16 protein-coding genes are annotated in these 18927 nt (G+C 68.7%); 8 read left to right on the top strand and 8 right to left on the bottom strand.

Translation table 11 applies throughout. From position 1 onward, the window contains the following. The first annotated feature begins 493 nt into the window (after positions 1 to 493). Positions 494 to 1240: an SAM-dependent methyltransferase gene (locus AFR_RS41035; protein ID WP_023562753.1), complete on the top strand. Its 747-nt coding sequence runs from the start codon at positions 494 to 496 to the stop codon at positions 1238 to 1240. On the opposite strand, the gene AFR_RS41030 is transcribed toward AFR_RS41035, so the two are convergent. Further along, on the bottom strand, positions 1241 to 1537 hold the full coding sequence (locus AFR_RS41030) for a GroES family chaperonin (protein WP_148308351.1): 297 nt from the start codon (positions 1535 to 1537) through the stop codon (positions 1241 to 1243). Positions 1538 to 1677: 140 nt separating this feature from the next. On the opposite strand from AFR_RS41030, the gene AFR_RS41025 reads away from it, so the two are divergent. Beyond that, positions 1678 to 2931 (top strand): AI-2E family transporter, encoded by a 1254-nt coding sequence (locus tag AFR_RS41025; RefSeq protein ID WP_023562751.1) that lies wholly within the window; start codon positions 1678 to 1680, stop codon positions 2929 to 2931. Between the two features lie 506 nt (positions 2932 to 3437). Here AFR_RS41025 and AFR_RS41020 read toward each other — a convergent pair. Continuing rightward, a complete protein-coding gene (locus AFR_RS41020) occupies positions 3438 to 5492 on the bottom strand; it encodes an ATP-dependent DNA helicase (protein ID WP_023562750.1) in 2055 nt (684 codons plus the stop codon). A gap of 20 nt (positions 5493 to 5512) precedes the next feature. Here AFR_RS41020 and AFR_RS41015 point away from each other — a divergent pair, with 20 nt between their 5' ends. Further along, positions 5513 to 6019 (top strand): ribonuclease FAU-1 family protein, encoded by a 507-nt coding sequence (locus AFR_RS41015; RefSeq protein ID WP_023562749.1) that lies wholly within the window; start codon positions 5513 to 5515, stop codon positions 6017 to 6019. Here AFR_RS41015 and sigJ read toward each other — a convergent pair. Continuing rightward, on the bottom strand, positions 6002 to 6886 hold the full coding sequence (gene sigJ / locus AFR_RS41010) for an RNA polymerase sigma factor SigJ (protein WP_023562748.1): 885 nt from the start codon (positions 6884 to 6886) through the stop codon (positions 6002 to 6004). The two genes, AFR_RS41015 and sigJ, sit on opposite strands and share 18 nt — an antisense overlap. 110 nt (positions 6887 to 6996) lie before the next feature. On the opposite strand from sigJ, the gene AFR_RS41005 reads away from it, so the two are divergent. From AFR_RS41005 to AFR_RS40995, 3 genes are all read left to right on the top strand, one after another. After that, a complete protein-coding gene (locus tag AFR_RS41005) occupies positions 6997 to 7968 on the top strand; it encodes a PI-PLC domain-containing protein (RefSeq protein ID WP_041841539.1) in 972 nt (323 codons plus the stop codon). Between the two features lie 147 nt (positions 7969 to 8115). Next, entirely contained in the window at positions 8116 to 8742 is a 627-nt protein-coding gene (locus AFR_RS41000) for a DUF47 domain-containing protein (protein ID WP_023562746.1), read from the top strand. A 3-nt stretch (positions 8743 to 8745) separates the two neighbouring features. Further along, on the top strand, positions 8746 to 9753 hold the full coding sequence (locus AFR_RS40995; RefSeq protein WP_023562745.1) for an inorganic phosphate transporter: 1008 nt from the start codon (positions 8746 to 8748) through the stop codon (positions 9751 to 9753). Positions 9754 to 11022: 1269 nt separating this feature from the next. Here the strand turns inward: AFR_RS40995 and AFR_RS40990 are convergent. Then, complete coding sequence (locus AFR_RS40990; protein WP_041843378.1) at positions 11023 to 12000, bottom strand: Gfo/Idh/MocA family protein; 978 nt, start codon at positions 11998 to 12000, stop codon at positions 11023 to 11025. A 59-nt stretch (positions 12001 to 12059) separates the two neighbouring features. Here AFR_RS40990 and AFR_RS40985 point away from each other — a divergent pair, with 59 nt between their 5' ends. After that, positions 12060 to 12833: an NUDIX hydrolase gene (locus AFR_RS40985; protein WP_041843377.1), complete on the top strand. Its 774-nt coding sequence runs from the start codon at positions 12060 to 12062 to the stop codon at positions 12831 to 12833. On the opposite strand, the gene pstB is transcribed toward AFR_RS40985, so the two are convergent. The 4 genes from pstB to pstS are packed head-to-tail and all read right to left on the bottom strand — an operon-like array spanning position 12830 to position 16915. After that, on the bottom strand, positions 12830 to 13606 hold the full coding sequence (pstB, locus tag AFR_RS40980) for a phosphate ABC transporter ATP-binding protein PstB (protein ID WP_023562742.1): 777 nt from the start codon (positions 13604 to 13606) through the stop codon (positions 12830 to 12832). The genes AFR_RS40985 and pstB overlap by 4 nt on opposite strands. Positions 13607 to 13618: 12 nt before the next feature. Next, entirely contained in the window at positions 13619 to 14665 is a 1047-nt protein-coding gene (gene pstA / locus AFR_RS40975; RefSeq protein WP_023562741.1) for a phosphate ABC transporter permease PstA, read from the bottom strand. A 32-nt stretch (positions 14666 to 14697) separates the two neighbouring features. Further along, a complete protein-coding gene (gene pstC, locus AFR_RS40970; RefSeq protein WP_023562740.1) occupies positions 14698 to 15783 on the bottom strand; it encodes a phosphate ABC transporter permease subunit PstC in 1086 nt (361 codons plus the stop codon). A gap of 40 nt (positions 15784 to 15823) precedes the next feature. After that, entirely contained in the window at positions 15824 to 16915 is a 1092-nt protein-coding gene (gene pstS, locus AFR_RS40965) for a phosphate ABC transporter substrate-binding protein PstS (protein ID WP_023562739.1), read from the bottom strand. A gap of 321 nt (positions 16916 to 17236) precedes the next feature. Between pstS and AFR_RS40960 the strand changes: the two genes are divergently transcribed. Continuing rightward, positions 17237 to 18925 carry an MFS transporter gene (locus tag AFR_RS40960; protein ID WP_041841538.1) on the top strand — a complete coding sequence of 563 codons (1689 nt, stop codon included), beginning with the start codon at positions 17237 to 17239 and terminating at the stop codon, positions 18923 to 18925. Positions 18926 to 18927: the final 2 nt, after the last annotated feature.

Here is an 18927-nt window from a genome sequence, read left to right as displayed (position 1 = left end):
AGGGCGTCCAGACCAGTCAGTCCAACTCGGCCGTTGAGGGTCAGCAGTCGCAGGGTGCCGGTGGTTACAGCGCGCCTCCGGCTTCACCTGCTTCGCCGGCGGGTGGGGCGTTGCGGTCGGCTGCTCCGCACGGCGGGGATGCGTGGGTCGACTACACCCGCGAGGGTTACGACGCGGCGGCTCAGCCTTCGACGCCCTACGACTACAGCCGCCCCGTACAGGAGCTGCAGGGGGAGAGCCGGACCGCGACGGCGGCCGAGCAGGAAGGGCCGCAAGGTGAGAGCCAGGCGCCTGTGCAGCAGGGGCCGCAAGGTGAGGGCCGGGCGCCCGAGGGGCCGCGGCAGGAGTGACGTCCGCTGTGGACGAGGTGGCCTGATCGTTCCGAAAACGAGTGAAGGGGGTGGATTCGCGATGTCGCGGTTGAGCGCGCCGGTCCGGACCGACCGGTTCGATCCTTTCCACCTTCGGTTCTGGGACTTCAGGAGCATCAGGCATGGATCTTCCGCGTCATCACACGATCCGCGAGGGCGATCTTCGGATCTGTAACCCCTTCACACCCCGGAAGCTGGCCACGCTCGGTCAGGTCATCAAGCTGCGCGCCGGCGACACCCTGCTCGATCTGGCCAGTGGCCGGGGCGAGATGCTCTGCACGTGGTCGCGGGACCACGGCGTCTCCGGCACCGGTGTCGACATCAGCACCGTTTCCACCGACGTGGCCCGGCTGCGCGCCACCGAGTTCGGTGTTGCCGACAAGGTCGAGTTTCTGCACGGCGACGCCGGTGAGTTTGTCGCCGAGACGCCGGTCGACGTTGCTGCGTGCATCGGGGCGACCGGGATCGGCGGGGGTGTGCCCGGCACCGTGCGTCTGCTCGAGCGCAGTCTGCGCCCGGGCGGGATGCTGCTCGTCGGGGAGCCGTTCTGGCGTCGGGAGCCGCCGGACCAGGAGACGATCGAGGCCTGTCACGCCGAGCGGCGGGACGACTGGCGGGACCTGACCGGCCTGGTCACGGTGTTCCACGAGCTCGGCTGGGACCTGGTCGAGATGGTCCTGGCCGACGGTGACGGCTGGGACCGCTACGCGGCGGCGCACTGGCTGAACATCCGCCGCTGGCTCGACGCCAACCCGGACGATGAGCTTGCTCCAGCATTCCGGGAGGAGCTGACCACCGACCCGCTGAGTTACGTGCGGTACCGGCGTAATTTCCTCGGCTGGGGAGTGTTTGCCCTGCTCAAGCGGTAGTCAGAGGTAGAGGCCCGTTCCGTCCGACTCGACGCGGGTCGCCGCCACGGCGTGGACGTCGCGTTCGCGGAGGAGGACGTACTCCTTGCCGTGCAACTCCACCTCGGCGCGGTCGTCCGGGTCGAAGAGGACCCGGTCGCCCACGACGATGGAACGGACGTTCGGGCCCACGCCGACGGCTTTGGCCCAGGACAGGCGTTTGCCCAGGGAGGCGGTGGCGGGAATCACGATGCCGGCGCTGGATCGGCGTTCGCCGTCACCGCCGTCGAGGCGGACCAGGACGCGGTCGTGCAACATCCGGATCGGCAGCCCGGCCTCGGTACGGGTGTCGGTGCTCACGAGAGGACGGTACGCCCGCGCCTGCCGCCCGGGAGAGCGGGTCTCGACTACGGTGGGACCGGCGTGACGACGGACGAGGGGGTCGGCTGTTGAGCCGCTTGCAGCGGGTCCGGAACAATCTGCGCCGGGCATATGACGCGGGCCGCGAGTCCGTGCGGACGGCCCGGGCGCAGCGAGACCGCACCCCGGACGACCCGGAGGTCGACTTCGAGCTCCCAGCGCCGGACCCACCCGTCGATCACCGTTCGACGTCGAGCCGCGACGACGCCGAGGTGCCGCACTCGTTGCGCATCGCCGCGGCCTGGTCCTGGCGGCTGATCATCGTCGGGGTTGTCGGCTGGGTGCTGCTGCGCTTCATCGGCATCATCAGCATCGTGGTGATCCCCCTGGCGATCGCCCTGCTCCTGTCGGCCCTGCTGGCACCGGCCGTGGGCTGGCTGCGCCGCTTCCGGCTCCCACCGTCCCTGGCGACGTTCCTGGTGCTGATCTGCGGCATCGCGGCGGTCGCGGGCACGCTCACGCTGGTCGTCAACCAGTTCGTCGACGGGGTGCCGGAGCTGACGGACAACGCCAGCAAGGGCATCCGCCAGATCCAGGAATGGGCCCGCACGGGCCCTCTCCACCTCTCCGACGACCAGGTCAACCAGGCCATCGACTCCGCCCAGAACTGGATCAACTCCAACACCTCGTCGCTGACGGCAACGGGCGTGGCCACGGCGGCAACACTGTTCGAGGTGCTGACCGGCGCCCTGCTGGTCCTGTTCGCAACGTTCTTCTTCCTGCGCGACGGCCGCAAGATCTGGCGTTTCCTGGTACGCCTGTTCCCGGTGAACGCACGCTGGAGCCTGTCGGACGCCGGCGACGCCTCCTGGTCGACGCTGGGCTCCTACGTCCGGGCGACGGTCCTGGTGGCATTCATCGACGCAACGGGCATCGGCCTGGCCCTGGTGATCCTCAACGTCCCGTTCCCGTTCCCCCTGGCCGCCCTGGTGTTCCTGGGAGCGTTCATCCCGATCGTCGGCGCAAGCGTCTCGGGCGCGGTGGCCGTACTGGTCGCGCTCGTCGACCAGGGCTGGGTGATCGCACTGATCGTGCTGGGCGCGGTGATCCTCGTCCAACAGGTCGAGGGCCACATCCTCCAACCCCTGATCATGGGCAGGGCGGTGGCCATCCACCCGCTGGTCGTCATCATCGGCATCGCGTCCGGGGTTGTGCTGGCCGGAATCATCGGGGCGTTGGTCGCAGTGCCATTGATCGCGGTCCTGAATACGGGCGTAAGAAGGCTGGCCCGCCGCCGCCCAGAAATCCCACCAGACGCAGTAGTGGTAACCACCGGAGAGCAAGCAACCTGAAAAAGCGCTCTAGAGAGTAAGTAAGCACGGACCCCCGCACGGTGGCTACGGAAAGCGCGCACTACGGACGCCCCACAGTGCCATCTCTTGACCTGATCTCAGCGGATTCGGGAGGTGCCAGGGGGCGCTGAGGACGAGTTGCAGCAAGTCCACCCCGCCGCCGGTGCCGGTTGTAACCGCAACGTCCCGCGCGGCCGGCGCGCGGCACCCAAGATCGACGGATTCGGGACCTCGCGGTAAAGGCAAGCAGCGACATCGGCCTACAGTCTTGCTGGACTTGTCGTCGTAACTACCTCGGGGCTTGGCTGTCCGGATTTGGTTGCGCTCGGGAGATGGGCGAGGTTACTGCTAGGCACCGGAGGCGGGGAGGTGTCGGTGCAGCGCCTTCTCCGCCTCCCCTGACACCTTCCGACCCGGCTGAGGTCAGGTCAAAAGATGGCACTGTGGGGCGCCCGTACTGGTTGCTTTCCGTAGCCACCGTGCGGGGGTCCGTGCTTGGTTCTTCTTTAGTTCTTTGACAGTCTTTGCAGGGCTCCGATTGCTACTTCTGGTCTGGTTGTGTACCAGAACGGCGGTAGGGATTTCCTGAGGAAAGGGCCGTAGCCCCGGGCTGTTTCCAGGCGGGAATCCAGGACTGCGACTACCCCTTTGTCGCCGGTTGAGCGGATCAGGCGGCCGACCCCCTGGGCCAGTCTGATGGCGGCGATGGGCACGCTCACCGCTGAGAAACCCGATCCGCCGGTTGCGTCCACCGCAGCTGCCCTTGCTGCGGCCAGGGGTTCGTCGGGGCGCGGGAATGGCAGGCGGTCGATGACGACCAGTTGGCAGGCGTCGCCGGGGACGTCCACGCCTTGCCAGAGGGACATCACGCCGAAGAGGCAGCTTTCTTTTTGTTCGCGGAATTTGCGGACCAGGATCGGCAGGTTTTCTTCGCCTTGGAGCAGCACCGGGAGGTCTGTTCGGGCGCGCAGCAGCTCCGCCGCTTGGGTGGCCGCCTTGCGGGACGAGAACAGGCCCAGTGTGCGGCCGCCCAGGGCTTCCACCAGTTTCAGGAGCTCTTCGCCGGCGGCGTCCGGTAGGCCTGAGGCTGCGGGGCGCGGCAGGTGGGAGGCCACGTAGAGGATGCCCTGGCGGGGGTAGTCGAAGGGGGAGCCGACGTCGAGGGAGCTCCAGCCGTCGCCGGAGATCGGGGGTGCCTCGGCTGAGCGCGCCGCCGGGACCGGGGCGGCGGTGGGCAGGCCCAGGGAGCGCGCCACCGTGTCGAAGCGGCCGCCCAGAGTCAGGGTGGCGGAGGTGGCGACGACTGTGCGTTCGTCGTAGAGGCTCGAGGCCAGCGTGCCTGCCACCGAGAGGGGCGCCACGACCAGGGCGCGGCGGCCGTTGCCGAGGTCGGACTTCTCCACCCAGGCGACGTCGAAGTCGGAGTCCTCGAGCAGGCGCTGGGAGGTTTTCGACAGCTCGTCCAGGGTCGCCTTGGCCTGCTGTTTGCGTACGGGATCGGGGTCGTCGTTCTTGATGTCGCCGATGGCGTCCAGGGCGGAACGGGTGGCCGACTCGATCAGCATGACGGCCTGGTGGATCAGGGGCGGGAGGCCGGTGGTGAGGCGGCCCGCGGGGATGTCGCTGAGGCCGACCGTCAGGGAGTCGGCCGCCTCGGCGAGGGCTTCGGCGGCGGCGGGGGAGACGAGGGGGCGGGCGCGTTTCGAGGCTCGCTCGACGCCCTCGGGGGTGAGCTCGGCCTGGGCCGCGGAGGAAACGCGGTCGGCCAGCTCGTGGGCCTCGTCGACGATGAGGAGCTTGTGCGGGGGCACGATGTTGCGGTCGGCGAGCATGTCGACGGCCAGGAGGCTGTGGTTGGTGACCACGATGTCGGCCTCGCGGGCGCGGACGCGGGACGCCTCGGCGAAACACTCGGCGCCGTACGGGCACTTGGCGACGCCGGGGCAGTCGCGGGCGGGCATGGAGACCTGGCGCCAGGCGGTCTCGTCGACACCGGGGTCGAGCTCGTCGCGGTCGCCGGTCTTTGTCTTCTCGGCCCACTCCTGGACGCGGAGGATCTGCTTGCCGAGGCGGCCCGCCTCGCCCAGCCACTGCGTCGCCCGCGGTGGCGCGTCGTCGAAGAGGGTGTCGGTGGGGGCTTCCTCGTCGGCGTGTTCGAGCTTGGCCACGCAGAGGTAGTGGTGCCGGCCCTTGAGGACCGCGAAGGTCGGGCGACGGCCCAGGACCGGTTCGACGGCGTCCGCGAGGCGGGGCAGGTCGTGCTCGACGAGCTGGTTCTGCAGGGCGAGCGTGGCGGTGGAGACGACCACCGGGCCGTCCACCAGCAGGGACGGTGTCAGGTAGGCCAGGGACTTGCCCGTGCCCGTCCCGGCCTGCACCAACAGGTGCTCACGCTCCTTGACCGCGCGTTCGATGGCCGTGGCCATCTGCTCCTGCCCGGGACGGGACGCGCCACCGGGCACGGCGCCCACGGCTGCGGCGAGGAGCTGGGACGCGGTTGCCTTCTTACGGGTCGCGGCGGTCACGTCGGAGACCGTACCCGCCACCACCGACGAAACCATGTCACCGTTAGGGTCTTGTCATGCCGAGCGAGATGGTCCGGGTCGTCTACACCAAGTACGACGGCACGGCTCACCGCGACTATCCGGCCCGGCGGCTCGCCGAGGACGACCTGGGAATCTGGGTCGGTGTGACACGCGGCACGGCCTCCGTCTACCACGGTCAGCCGTCCGTGGAGCAGATCCCGTTCGTCCTGCTGATCCCGCACCACGCGTGGTGGACCGGCATGTTCAACCCGCCGCCGCGCACCAGCGAGGTCTACTGCGACATCACCACCCCGGCGCGCTGGGAGGGTGACACGGTCCACATCATCGACCTCGACCTCGACGTGTCGCGCCGCCGCGACACCGGGCTGATCGAGCTGCGGGACGAGGACGAGTTCGAGGAACACCGCGTCGCCTTCGGGTACACCGCCGAGATGGTCACCGAGGCGCACGCCGCCGCCCGGCGCCTCTTCGTGGCGCTGGGTGACGGGTCGGAACCGTTTGCTTCCGCGTACCGGAAATGGCTCTCAACCGTCGTTGAGTGACCCGAGCTTGGCCGGGTTGAGCTGGTTGTAGAGGGCCGTGATCCGGCCGTCCGCGACAGCGACGGACAGCACGGAGAGCAACGGGCTTCCGTCCCGGTAGCGGCCGCGGAAGAGGACGCCGGCGTCGCCGTTGACCAGCACCGCGTCGGTCGTCGCACTCTCCAGGTCGCGGCTGCGTCGGCTGAAGAGGGCGGCGTAGAGGCGGACCACCTTGTCGAGGCCGAAGATCGCGTTGCGGCCGGCGTTGACGGCACCACCACCGTCGGCGATCGAGACGACCTCGGGTGCGAGGACGGCCGCGAGGGCGTTCAGGTCGCCGGAGGTGGCCGCCGCGAGGAACGCGTCCAAGACCTTGCGCTGCTCGGCGAGGTCCGCGGTGTGTCGCGCCTCGCCCTCGGAGACGGCCCGGCGACCCCGGGACGCGTGCTGGCGGGCGGCGCTGACGCTGGTGTTGAGCACCGCCGCGACCTCGTCGAACGGCACCGCGAACGCGTCGTGCAGCACGACCGCCACCCGCTGCTCCGGCGTCAGCTTCTCCAGCACGACGAGCAGAGCCAGGCTGACGTCCATCCGCTGCGTCACCTTCTCGGCCGGGTCGTCGAGGAAAGACACGACCGGCTCCGGGAGCCACTGACCCGGGTACGCCTCCCGCCGCACCCGCGCCGACTTGAGCACGTCCAGGCAGAGGCGTCCGGTCACGGTGGTCAGCCAGCCGCGCAGGTCGTGGATCTCCCCGCCGGCCTGCGCCCGGTTGAAGCGCAGCCACGCCTCCTGGACGACGTCCTCGGCCTCGGCGCGGCTGCCGAGCATCCGGTACGCGACGGCCAGCAGGTGCGGGCGTTCAGCTTCGAAAGGGTCCGACGGCATGGGGGAATTCTGCGCGAGATTGCCCTGTCACAGGTGTCACATGTGACACAGTGGTGAGCGCAATAAGCGCATTTAGTCCTATTTCGCGTTCTCGGGAGCGGGGGCAGGCGATGACAACCAACGTGGCGGCCCTCCTGGGCGGTCTGGCCGGGGTCGCCGGGGTGGCCGGTGCGGCAACCCTCGGCTTCGCGGTTGCGCGGCGTCCCCGGGCGTACCTGCCCGCCGGGCACGCGCTCGTCGGACCGCAGATCGCCGACCCACTGCCCGGCGTCCTGCGGCGTGGGCTGGCCGGCATCACCGTGCCGGTCCGGCCGGGGCCGCACGGCGAGTTGTACCTCGGGCCCGGGAACCCGCAGCCCGGGCGTACGCTGCGCCGGCTCGTGCTGTCACCGCTCTTCGCCCGGGCCCACGCGCGGGGTGGCCGGCTCTGCCGCGACCAGCGGGTGCCGTTCCGGCTCGTCGTGGAGTTCACCGGGCCGACGCGGGACGCCGATCTGCTGCTGCGGGCGTACAGGATGCTCGACCAGCAGTTGCGTGACCACGCCCCGCTGCTGAGCCGCTGCGCCGACGGTCAGCTCGACCCGGGTGCGGTCACCGTGTCGATCACCGGCATCGTCGACGTCCGGGACCTCCTGGCCGACCAGCGCCGCCGGTACGCGTTCGCCGACGGCTCGTTCGACGACATCGGCACCGCCTCCGCCCCGCCCGCCCTGGTCCCGATGATCAGTGAGCCGTGGGGGCGCCGCTTCGGCTGGGACGGGCGCGAACCGATCTCCGCCGAGGAACGGCACCTGTTGCACGCGCTGGTCCGCTCCGCGCACGAGGACGGCCGGACCATCCGCATCTCCGGGCTGCCCGAGGGCTCCCGGCGGGCCCGGCGGGCGATCTGGACCGAGCTCGGCGCGGCGGGCGTCGACGTCATCGCCGACTTCGACCAGGTGGGCCTCGCCCGGCATCTGCGCCGGCACCCGGTCGGCCGCCAGGCGGAACCCCGCACGCCGTCCGTGGCGACGCCCGGTCGCCGGGTCACTCCGACGCCGCGAGCCACCAATCCACGACCGGACATCGCCCAGACTGTCTGAAAGATCCGCATTAGCGGGCGTCGAAGGTTAACAGGAAGTGAACGCGCCCTGAACTGCTGCTGAGCAGGGGTAGGCGGGCTCGGCAACCGGGGAGGCGTTACCTAGCATTCCCTCCGTCTCGTCCACTCCTCGATCGAGGTTCGCGCCGTGAAGTTCTCCTTCCGCCCCACCGAGGGCGCCTTCTACGAGTTGTTCACCCGGGCCGCCCAGAACCTCGTACGGGGTACCGAGCTGCTGAACGAGCTCGCCCTGCCCGGTGTGGACGTGCAGTCGGTCAGCGACCGGCTCACGGACGTCGAGCACGACAGCGACGAGATCACACACACGCTCTACAAGAAGATCAACTCCACGTTCATCACGCCGTTCGACCGCGAGGACATCTACTCGCTGGGGTCGCAGCTCGACGACGTCATGGACCACCTGGAGGCGGTCGGCAACCTCCTTTACCTGTACGGCCTGACCGAGCTGCCGTCACTGCCGCGCGAGATGCACGAGCTGGTGAACGTCCTCGACCAGCAAGCCAAGATCACCGCAGACGCGATGCCGCGGCTCAAGACGATGAAAAATCTCGAGGAGTACTGGATCGAGATCAACCGCCTGGAGAACGACGGCGACCGCGCCTACCGCATGCTGCTGGTCCGCCTCTTCTCCGGCGAGTACGACGCACTCACCGTCCTCAAGATGAAGGAGGTCGCCGACGAGCTCGAGGCGGCCTGCGACGCGTTCGAGCACGTGGCGAACACCGTCGAGACCATCACGGTCAAGGAGTCCTAGGCCTTGTCCCCCGAGCTCATAGCGGTCCTCGCGGTCATCCTCGCCGCGATGGCCTTCGACTACACCAACGGCTTCCACGACGCGGCCAACGCGATCGCCACCAGCGTCAGCACCCGCGCCCTGACCCCCCGCGTCGCACTGGCGATGGCCGCGGTCGGCAACTTCGTCGGCGCCCACTTCGGCGCGGAAGTAGCCAAAACCGTCGGCGACGGCCTGGTCAAACTCCCCGTCGGCATCCCCAGCCTCGGCGTCGTCTTCGCCGGCGTTGTCGGCGCCATCGCCTGGAACCTCATCACCTGGTACTTCGGCCTCCCGTCCTCCTCCTCACACGCCCTCTTCGGCGGCCTGGTCGGAGCGACCCTCTTCGCCACCCACGGCACCGTCGAGTGGGACACCATCCTCGTGAAGGTCCTCATCCCGATGGTGGCCTCGCCGTTCGTCGGCTTCCTCCTCGGCTTCGCGGTCATGGTCGGCATCATGTGGGCCTTCCGCCGCGGCCAGCCCGGCAAGCTGAACCGCGGCTTCCGCATCGCCCAGACCATCTCCGCCGCCTTCATGTCGGTGGGCCACGGCATGCAGGACGCCGCGAAAACCATGGGCATCATCGTCCTGGCGCTCTACACCGGCGGCTTCCAGGACAGCGCCACCGACATCCCGTGGTGGGTCTTCTGGACCTCAGCGGCTGTCCTCGCAGCCGGCACCTACGCCGGCGGCTGGCGCATCATCCGCACGCTGGGCCGCAAAATCATCGACCTGGGGCCGGCCGAAGGTTTTGCCGCTGAGATGGTGGCCAGCTCGGTTCTGTTCTTCAACGCGCTGGTGCTCCACGCGCCGATCTCCACCACCCACACGATCACCTCCGCGATCATGGGCGTGGGTGCGACCAAGCGTCTGAGTGCAGTTCGCTGGAACGTCGCCGGCAATATCGTCATCGCCTGGATCACGACGTTCCCGGCCGCGGCGCTGATCGCCTGCATCGTCTACTTCGCGGTCCGTCCGATCTTCGGCTGATCCCGGGCACCATCGAGAGCAGAGTGCTTCTTTGCCGCGGTCCGTGCGTGGCCTGGCGGTGGTCCACATGCTGGTGGGTCGGTGCTTTCCGCGCCTGGACCGGGTGGGCCACTGCTGGCGGTGGTCGGTTGGGGTGCTGGATCGCTCGGTCACGCAGCAAGATCAACGCAAGGTTGCTGAAGTCGGGCCTAAAACGGTGCTGATAGGCCCGACTTCGTGGAAGTTGGGTCTGGGAGGTGCCGGTAGGCCCGACTTCGTTGAAGTTGGGCCTGTGAGGGTGCTGGTAGGCCCGTCTTCGTTGAAGTTGGGCCTTTGAGAGCGCTTAGGCCCGACTTCGTGGAAGTTGGGCCTGTGAGGGTGCTGGTAGGCCCGTCTTCGTTGAAGTTGGGCCTTTGAGAGCGCTTAGGCCCGACTTCGTGGAAGTTGGGCTTGTGGGGGTGCTGGTAGGCCCGACTTCCTTGAAATCGGGCCTACGCGCCAACGCGTTGCTCTGCTTTGGATCCGGACCGAAATCAGGACCGAACCCCTTGCTCCAGGTCCGTGCTTTCCGAGTCGGACCCGACTTGGGGTTGACCCGGTGGCGGCAAACCCTGCCGGGTCGGCGCTTTCCGAACCTGGACCGGATGGGCCAGTGCCGGCGCTGTCGATCGGGGTCACAGGCCCCGGATCACTCGGTCGGGCGACAAGATCAACTCAAGGTTGGTGAAGTCGGGCCTATAAAGGCGCTGGTAGGCCCGACTTCAACGAAGTTGGGCCTTTGAGAGCGCTTAGGCCCAACTTCGTTGAAGTTGGGCTTGTGGGTGGCGGGTAGGCCCGACTTCGTTGAAGTTGGGCCTTTGAGGGCGCTTAGGCCCAACTTCGTTGAAGTTGGGCTTGTGGGGGAGCGGGTAGGCCCGACTTCGTTGAAGTCGGGCCTTTGGGGACGCTTGTAAGCCCGACTTCGTTGAAGTCGGGCTTGTAGGGGAGAGGATTGGGCCGACTTCATTGAAGTTGGGCCTTTGAGGGCGCTCGTAGGCCCGACTTCGTTGAAGTTGGGCCATTGGAGCGCTTGTAGGGCCGACTTCGTTGAAGTTGGGCCATTGGGGGCGCTTGTAGGCCCAACTTCGCCGAAGTTCGGCCGACGCGCCGACCAGTCAGTGCTTCTCGATTCCGGCCGGTAGCCCACGCCCTGCCACCTCTGCACCGTGCCGAGTTCCTGTGCTCCGGACCGGAACCAACCCCGCACCGACCCGGATCCCCGTGATCAAGCCGTGGGCGCTCCGGCAGGAGTCAGTAGGTGACGCCGATCTCGGCGCGGATGCTGTCCATCAGCCCCATGATTTCCAGCGTGGTGGCGTGCGGCATCAGCGGGCTTTCCAGCAGACCCTCGGCAAGGCAGCGCTGCACCTCTCCGGCCTCGTACTGGTAGCCGCTCCCCGGGAACGGCTCGGTGATCTCCTCGGCCGCCCGCCCCGCCCGGTGCAGGACGAACGAGCGCGGGACGAAGAAGCCCTGAGGCAGGTCGATGCGCCCGAGCGTCCCCGTGATCGAGGCCGCGTTGCGGGTTTCGCCGATCAGGCTGCACGTCAGGGAGGCGATTGCGCCTGATTCCCAGCCGAGAAGGATGCCGGTGTTGTCGTCGACGCCTTCGGGGGTGAGGTGGGCCCAGCTGCGGGTCGTGGCCGGCGCTCCGAGGATCAGGTGGGCCAGGTTGAGGGGGTAGACGCCGAGGTCGAGCAGGGCGCCGCCGCCGAGGGCGGGGTCGCGGAGCCGGTGGGTGGCTGCGAACGGGCCCTGCAGGCCGAAGTCCGCCTGGATGTTGGTGATCTCGCCGATCGCGCCGTCCCGGACGAGGGCGACGATGCGCCGGATGGCCGGGTTCATGCGCATCCACATGGCTTCCATCAGGAAGACGCCACGGTTGCGGGCTTCGTCGATCAGCTGCTGTGACCCGGCCACGTCCAGGGTCATCGGCTTTTCGCAGAGGACGGCTTTGCCGCCGGCCAGGCAGGTCATCGCCGCGTCGAGGTGGGCTGCGTGCGGGGTCGCCACGTAGATCACGTCGACGTCGGGGTCTGCGGCCAGCTCGGCCCAGGAGCCGTGGGAGCGGGCGAAGCCGTGCCGGTTCGCGAAGGTGGCCGCGGACTCGGGGGTGCGGGAGCCGACGGCGGCGAGTTCGGCGCCGGGCACGAGCGGGAGGTCGGCGGCGAACGTGGCGGCGATGCCGCCGGTGCCCAGGATGCCCCAGCGGACAGCTTTCTCGGTCATGATCGCCACCGTATCGCCCCGGTCGGGGCGGGTGGGAGGATCGGGCGGTGAGCCAGACGATGCCGCTGCCGGCGGCCATGTTGCAGCGGGCCCGGGACTTCGACGGCGTCCCGGCGCCCGCGCGGCCCGCGGCCACCGTTGTGCTTCTGCGGCCCGAGAGACCCAAATTCCACGTGTACGTTCTCAGGCGCGCAACCACGATGGTCTTCGGCGGCGTCTACGCGTTCCCGGGTGGTGGTGTCGACCCGGACGACCGCCCGCGGACGATCAAGGGGGACTGGCCGGAGCGCCTGGGTGTTCCCGAGGTGGAGGCCAAGGCTGTGGTGGGTGCTGCTGCCCGCGAGTTGTTCGAGGAGGCCGGTGTTCTGCTCGCCGGGCCGGAGGACGACCCGGGTCGTACGGTCGGTGATGTCAGCGGCGCCGACTGGGAAGCCGACCGGGTTGCGGTTCAGCGGCGTGAGCTGACGATGACCGAGCTGCTGAGCCGGCGGAAACTGCTGCTGCGCGACGATCTGCTGTTCCCGTGGGCCCGGTGGGTCACACCGGAGTTCGAGCCCCGGCGTTTCGACACGTGGTTCTTCGTCGCTCTGCTGCCGGAGGCCCAGACGGCCCGTGACGTGTCCGGCGAGGCGGACCGGACCACCTGGATCAGCCCGGAGGACGCCAACGGCCTGGCCATGCTCCCACCTACGCGGGTGATGCTGGACGATCTTGATGCGTACGAGGGGATTGAAGGGGTGGTTGCGGCCTCGGCCGGACGCGACGCCGCCGCCGTGGTCATGCCCCGGGTGGAGCTGACCGACGACGGCGGCGGAGTGCTGCTGATTTACTAGCCGAAGCGGCCGGTGATGTAGTCCTCGGTCTTCTTCTCGGTCGGGTTGCTGAAGATCTTCTGCGTGTCGTCGTACTCGATCAGGCGGCCGGGGTCGCCCGTCTTGTCGATCGAGAAGAAGCCGGTCTTGTCGCTGACCCGCGCGGCCTGCTGCATGTTGTGCGTGACGATGATGATCGTGAACTGGTCCTTCAGCTTGAACATCAGGTCCTCGATCGCCAGCGTCGAGATCGGGTCGAGGGCCGAGCAGGGCTCGTCCATCAACACGACCTGCGGCTGGACCGCGATGGTGCGGGCGATGCAGAGACGCTGCTGCTGACCGCCGGAGAGGCCGGCGCCCGGGCGGGCGAGGCGGTCCTTGACCTCGTCCCACAGGTTCGCGGACTTGAGGGACTTCTCGGCGGCTTCGTCGAGCAGGGACTTCTTCTTGACGCCGTTGAGCTTGAGACCGGCGACGACGTTCTCGTAGATCGACATCGTCGGGAACGGGTTGGGCCGCTGGAAGACCATGCCGATCATGCGGCGCACGGCGGTGACGTCCACGTCGGCGTCGTAGATGTTCTGGTCGTCGATGGTCAGCCGGCCCTCGATGCGGGCGTTCGGGAGGACCTCGTGCATGCGGTTGATGGACCGCAGGAACGTCGACTTGCCGCAGCCGGACGGGCCGATCAGGGCGGTGATCGTCTTGGGCTCGACGGTCATCGAGATGCCGTCGATCGCCTTGAACGAGCCGTAGTAGGACGAGACGTTGCTCGCCTCGATGCGCTTGGCCATGGGGGACACCTCTCAGGACAGCCGGTTGCGGCGGGCGAGCAGCTTCGCCGTGATGGTCAGGACGAGCACCAGGGCGACAAGCGTCAGTGCTGCCGTCCAGGCCCGGTCCGGCGCGTACCGGGACGCGTCGCCGGCCTGCTGGTAGACGTAGAGCGCCAGGGACGACTGGTTGCCCGCGAACGCGTCGAAGTTGATCGCCGCGGCACCACCGGCGACGAGCAGCACCGGGGCGGTCTCGCCGGCCGCGCGGGCGACCGCGAGCATCACGCCGGTGACGATGCCGGGCAGCGCGGTGGGCAGGACGACCTTGAGGATCGTCTTCCACTGCGGTACGCCCAGCGCGTACGCACCCTCACGCAGCGGCCCGGGCACGAGCCGGAGCATCTCCTCGGTGGACCGTACGATCGTCGGCAACATCAGGACCGTCAGCGCCAGTGAGGCGGCGAAGCCCGAGAAGCGCGGCGTCCCGTTGTTGAACCAGGGGCTGACGATCAGCACCCAGAACGCCAGGATGAAGAGGCCGGCGACGATCGACGGGATGCCCGTCATGACGTCGACGAAGAATCGGACCGTCAGCGCGAACTTCCCGCGGCCGTACTCGACCAGGTAGATCGCGCCGAGCACACCGAGCGGCACCGCCATCAGGGTGGCGATGCCGACCTGCTCCAGCGTGCCGATGATCGCGTGGTACGCGCCGCCGTTCGCGTCGCGGGCGCCGATGTTGTTCATCGAGCTGCCGAAGAAGTCCCCGTCGAGGCGGGCGGCACCCTTCGACACCAGCGTCCAGACGACCGAGGCCAGCGGCAGGATCGCCAGGATGCAGGCCGAGTAGATCAGTGTCTTCCAGATGCGGTTGCGGGCCGAGCGGCGACCCTCGACGCGGGTGGCCGCGGCGAAGAGGGCGGCCAGGTAGAGCACCGCGCCGACGAAGACCACGAGGACCCAGTTGCCGAGGCCGAGGCCGAGCACGAGGGCCGCGCTGACCACGAGGGCCGCGACGGCGACACCGAGGTTGACGGCGATCGGCAGCTTCTTGGTCCGGATGTTGTCCGGCGTCATCACGACACCGGCAGCTTCACGCTCTAGGAGGCTCATGCGGCACTGTCCCGGAACTCGCGGCGGCGGTAGATGATCGCCCGCGCAGCCATGTTGACCACCAGCGTGATGGCGAAGAGCACCAGGCCGGAGGCGATGAGGGCGCCGCGACCGGTGGCGTTGGCCTCGCCGAAGGTGTTGGCGATGTTGGCGGCGATGCTGTTGCCGCCGTTCTGGATCAGGTTGAACGAGATGTTGAAGACGATGCCGAGGGTCAGGGCCAGGGCGATCGTCTCGCCGAGCGCGCGGCCCAGGCCGAGCATGACGGCGGCGATGACGCCGGGCTTGCCGTACGGCAGCACCGAGGTGCGGATCATCTCCCACTTGGTGGCACCCAGGGCGAGCGCCGCTTCCTCGTTCATCAGCGGCGTCTGCTGGAAGACCTCGCGGCTCAGCGAGGTCACGATCGGCAGCACCATGATCGCCAGCACCAGGCTGCCGAGCATGATCGAGCGGCCGAACGGCCCGTCGCCACCGAAGATCGGGAGCCAGCTGAAGTACTTGTTCAGCCACACCGAGAAGTCCTGCACCGGCACCAGGAAGACGTCCCGGCCCCAGAGACCGAAGACGACACTGGGCACGGCGGCGAGCAGGTCGATGATGAAGCCCAGCGGCGTGGCGAGCCGCTTGGGCGCGTAGTGCGACAGGAACAGAGCGATGCCCAGCGCGATGGGCACCGCGACGATCAGCGCGATGACCGACGTCAGGACGGTGCCGAAGGCGAGTGCGGCGATACCGAACTTCGGTTCGGAGTCGTTCGGGAACCAGGCCTTGTAGGTCAGGAAGTTCTCGGTGTTCGCCTGCAGGGCGGGCACGGCCTTCGAGACCAGGAAGATCGCGATGGCGACGATGATGACGAGCACCATCGCGCCGGCGGCCGTGCTGAGGGCCCGGAAGCCGGTCTCCATCGAGAACCGGGCCTTCTTGGGCAGGGCGCCCCCACCACCGAGCGGCGGGCGGCTGCCGTCGAGGTCATCGGGAGGGATCGGCGATACGCCGGTGCCGGCGGACCGGGCGTGACGTGCTGTCACACCCGCTCCGCCGGCGTTGGCGTTCACCGAGCGGGAGGGATTGTCACCCATTCGCTCGCTCGCTGTCGTGTAGGAGGGGGGTTTTGGTGGTTCAGGAGATCTTGGCGACCGAGGCCTCGACCTTGGCGCGGACGGCCTCGGGGAGCGGGGCGTAACCCAGCTCGGCGAGAGCCGACTGGCCGCCGGTGCTCGCGGTGTAGGTCAGGAAGCCCTTGATGGCGGCCGCCTTGGCGCTGCCCTTGCTGCAGGCGATCTCGTAGGTCACCAGGACGATCGGGTACGCGCCCGCCTCGGTGGTGGCGTAGTCGATGTCGAGGGCCAGGTCGTCGCCGGTGCCCTTGACCTTGGCGCCCGCGATGGTCTTGCCGGCGCTCTCGGCGCTCAGCTCGGTGTACTCACCGGCACCGTTCTTGATCTTCGCCATCTTCAGGTCGCTGTTCTCCGCGAAGGAGAGCTCGACGTAGGAGATCGCGCCGACCGTGCTCTTGACCAGACCGGCCACACCGTCCGACTTGGCCGCACCGGTGCCGCCCGGGGCCTTCCACGCCTTGGCGTTGCCGAAGGTCCAGTCCGACTCGGCGGTCTTGCTCAGGTACTTGGTGAAGTTGTCGGTCGTGCCCGACTCGTCCGAGCGGTGCACGGCGTTGATGGCCGTGTCCGGCAGCTTCGCGCCGCTGTTCTCGCCGGCGATGGCCGGGTCGTTCCACTTCTTGATCGTGCCGGCGAAGATCTTGGCGATCGTCGCGGACGACAGCTGGAGGCCGTCGACGCCGTCGAGGTTGTAGACGACCGCGACCGGGCCGATGACCATCGGGAGGTTGAGCGCCTGGCCACCGACGCACTTGGCGTCGGCCTGCGGCTGCTCCTCCTCCTTCAGCGCCGAGTCCGAACCGGCGAAGTCGGCGGTCCCGGCGATGAACGCCTGGATGCCCGCGCCGGAGCCGGTGCCCTCGTAGCCGATCTTGGTGTCCGCGCACTGGCCCTGGTAGGCCTTGATCCACTCGTCCATCGCGTTCTTCTGGGCGGACGAGCCCTGGGCGGTGAGCTGACCCGCCGTGCAGCTGCCGGGCGCGATGGAGGCGCCACCGGCGGCAGGCGAGTCGGTGTTGTCAGAGCCGCACGCGGTGAGCGCGAGCGCGGCAGTCAAGGCAATGCCGGCAACGTAGTACCGCTGGAGCTTCACGGGTTTCCCTTCGAGATGAATCAACTCCGGGCTCCGTAGTCCCGGCCGGCCGAACTCTCATCGGCACACCCGGAAAGCTAAGAGTGCGAGGTGACGGGCTCCCCGGCCACAAGTGAACGCAGGGTGAACACGTCCACGCCGGTTCGTAGCCTTTGGCTGAGGAGGGGTTGTCCGTTAAGTGAACCGAGGGCCTGGCGACCGACATGTCCGTTATTTTGTGTTCTCTTTCGCTCTCCGTGACCGGATCGTGACGGGTGGGACCAAGGCCTCTGTGAGCCCGGTTACTGGTCGGATAGAGCCGTATAGATGCATAATGCAGTTATGCAAAGTGCTGTTGCGACAAGCCCGTTCCGGCAGCCCCGCGCCGTCTGGGCGGTGGCGTTCGCCTGTGTCATCTCGTTCATGGGTATCGGGCTCGTCGACCCGATCCTCCCGGCGCTGGCGACCGACCTGCACGCCTCGCCGAGCCAGGTCTCACTGCTCTTCACCAGTTATCTGGTGGTGACCGCGGTCGCGATGCTCGTGGTCGGTGCGGTCGCCAGCCGGATCGGCCCGAAGCGCACCCTGGTGGTCGGCCTGTCGATCATCGTGGTCTTCGCCGCGCTGGCCGGCACCTCCGGCACGGTCGGCCAGATCGTCGGCTTCCGGGCCGGCTGGGGGCTGGGCAACGCGCTGTTCATCGCGACCAGCCTGGCCGTCATCGTCGCGTCGGCGAGCGGCGGCTTCGCGGGCGCGATCATCCTGTACGAGACCGCACTCGGCCTGGGCATCGCCGTCGGACCGCTGCTCGGGGGTGAACTGGGCAGCATCAGCTGGCGGGGCCCGTTCTACGGCGTGGCCGTGCTGATGGCCCTCGCGATGGTCGCCACGATCGTCTTCGTGCCGGCGCTCCCGAAGCCCGAGAAGCCGACGTCGATCACCGCGCCGCTGAAGGCGTTGCGCCACCGCGGGCTGCTGACGATGGGCATCATGGCGCTGCTCTACAACTGGGGCTTCTTCACGATGCTGGGCTACGCGCCGTACCCGATGGAGCTGGACGCCCACAAGCTCGGCCTGGTCTTCACGGCCTGGGGACTGCTGGTCGCCGCGTTCAGTGTCTTCTTCGCGCCACGTCTGCAGGCACGCTTCGGCACCGCCAAGGTCCTCTACGCGAACCTGCTGGCGCTCGCCGTGGTCATGGTGGTCATCGCCGCCGGCGTCTCGACACCGGCGACGGTCATCGCCGCCGTCATCGTCAGCGGCGCCTTCATCGGCATCAACAACACGCTGACCACGCAGGCGGTCATGCTCGTCGCGCCCGTCGAGCGGTCGGTCGCCTCCTCCGCGTACGGGTTCGTGCGCTTCATCGGGGGTGGTCTGGCACCGTTCGTCGCCGGCAAGCTGGCGGACCGGTTCGACCTCAGCGTGCCGTTCTATCTGGGCGGTGTGGCGTTCCTGCTGGCGATCGTGGTGCTGTCGACCGGACACAAGCTGGTCACCGCGGCCGAGCAGGACGAGTCGCCGCTGCAGCCCGTCGGCGCGCTCACGCCGGCGGACGCGAGGCCGGTTGTCGTCGCGGTCGGCGCCGCACCCGACGCCCCGGAGATCGTTGCCGCGGCCGCCGCGATCGCGCGTGCGTCGGGCAGCCCGCTGGAGGTCGTCCGGGTCCGGGAGACCGTGGTGATCGAGGAACTGGCCATCGAACCGGAGGACGAGCAGGACGCGCGGGCGGCCGTCGAGGGGCACCTGCGGCGCCTCGCCGACCACGGCATCGCCGCCACCGGACTGCTGCTGACCAGCGTCGGCGACCATGCGGCGGCCGGACGTGCACTGGCCCGGCACGCCGAGGACGTCCAGGCGCGGACCGTCGCGGTGGGACGCTCGCCGCGAGGGCCCGCGGTGCAGTTCGCGGACGGCAGCTTCACCTCGGCGCTGACCCACAGCACCACGCGTACGGTCGTGCTGGTCACGCCGGACGAGACGCCACACCCGCTGACGGCGGCGACCCTGCACGAGCTCCGCGGGGTGTAGTG

It is taken from the genome of Amorphoplanes friuliensis DSM 7358 (assembly GCF_000494755.1).
Lineage (GTDB): Bacteria > Actinomycetota > Actinomycetes > Mycobacteriales > Micromonosporaceae > Actinoplanes > Actinoplanes friuliensis.
Note: the sequence above shows the minus strand (reverse complement) of the source record. Positions and strands in the feature narration are given on the sequence as shown.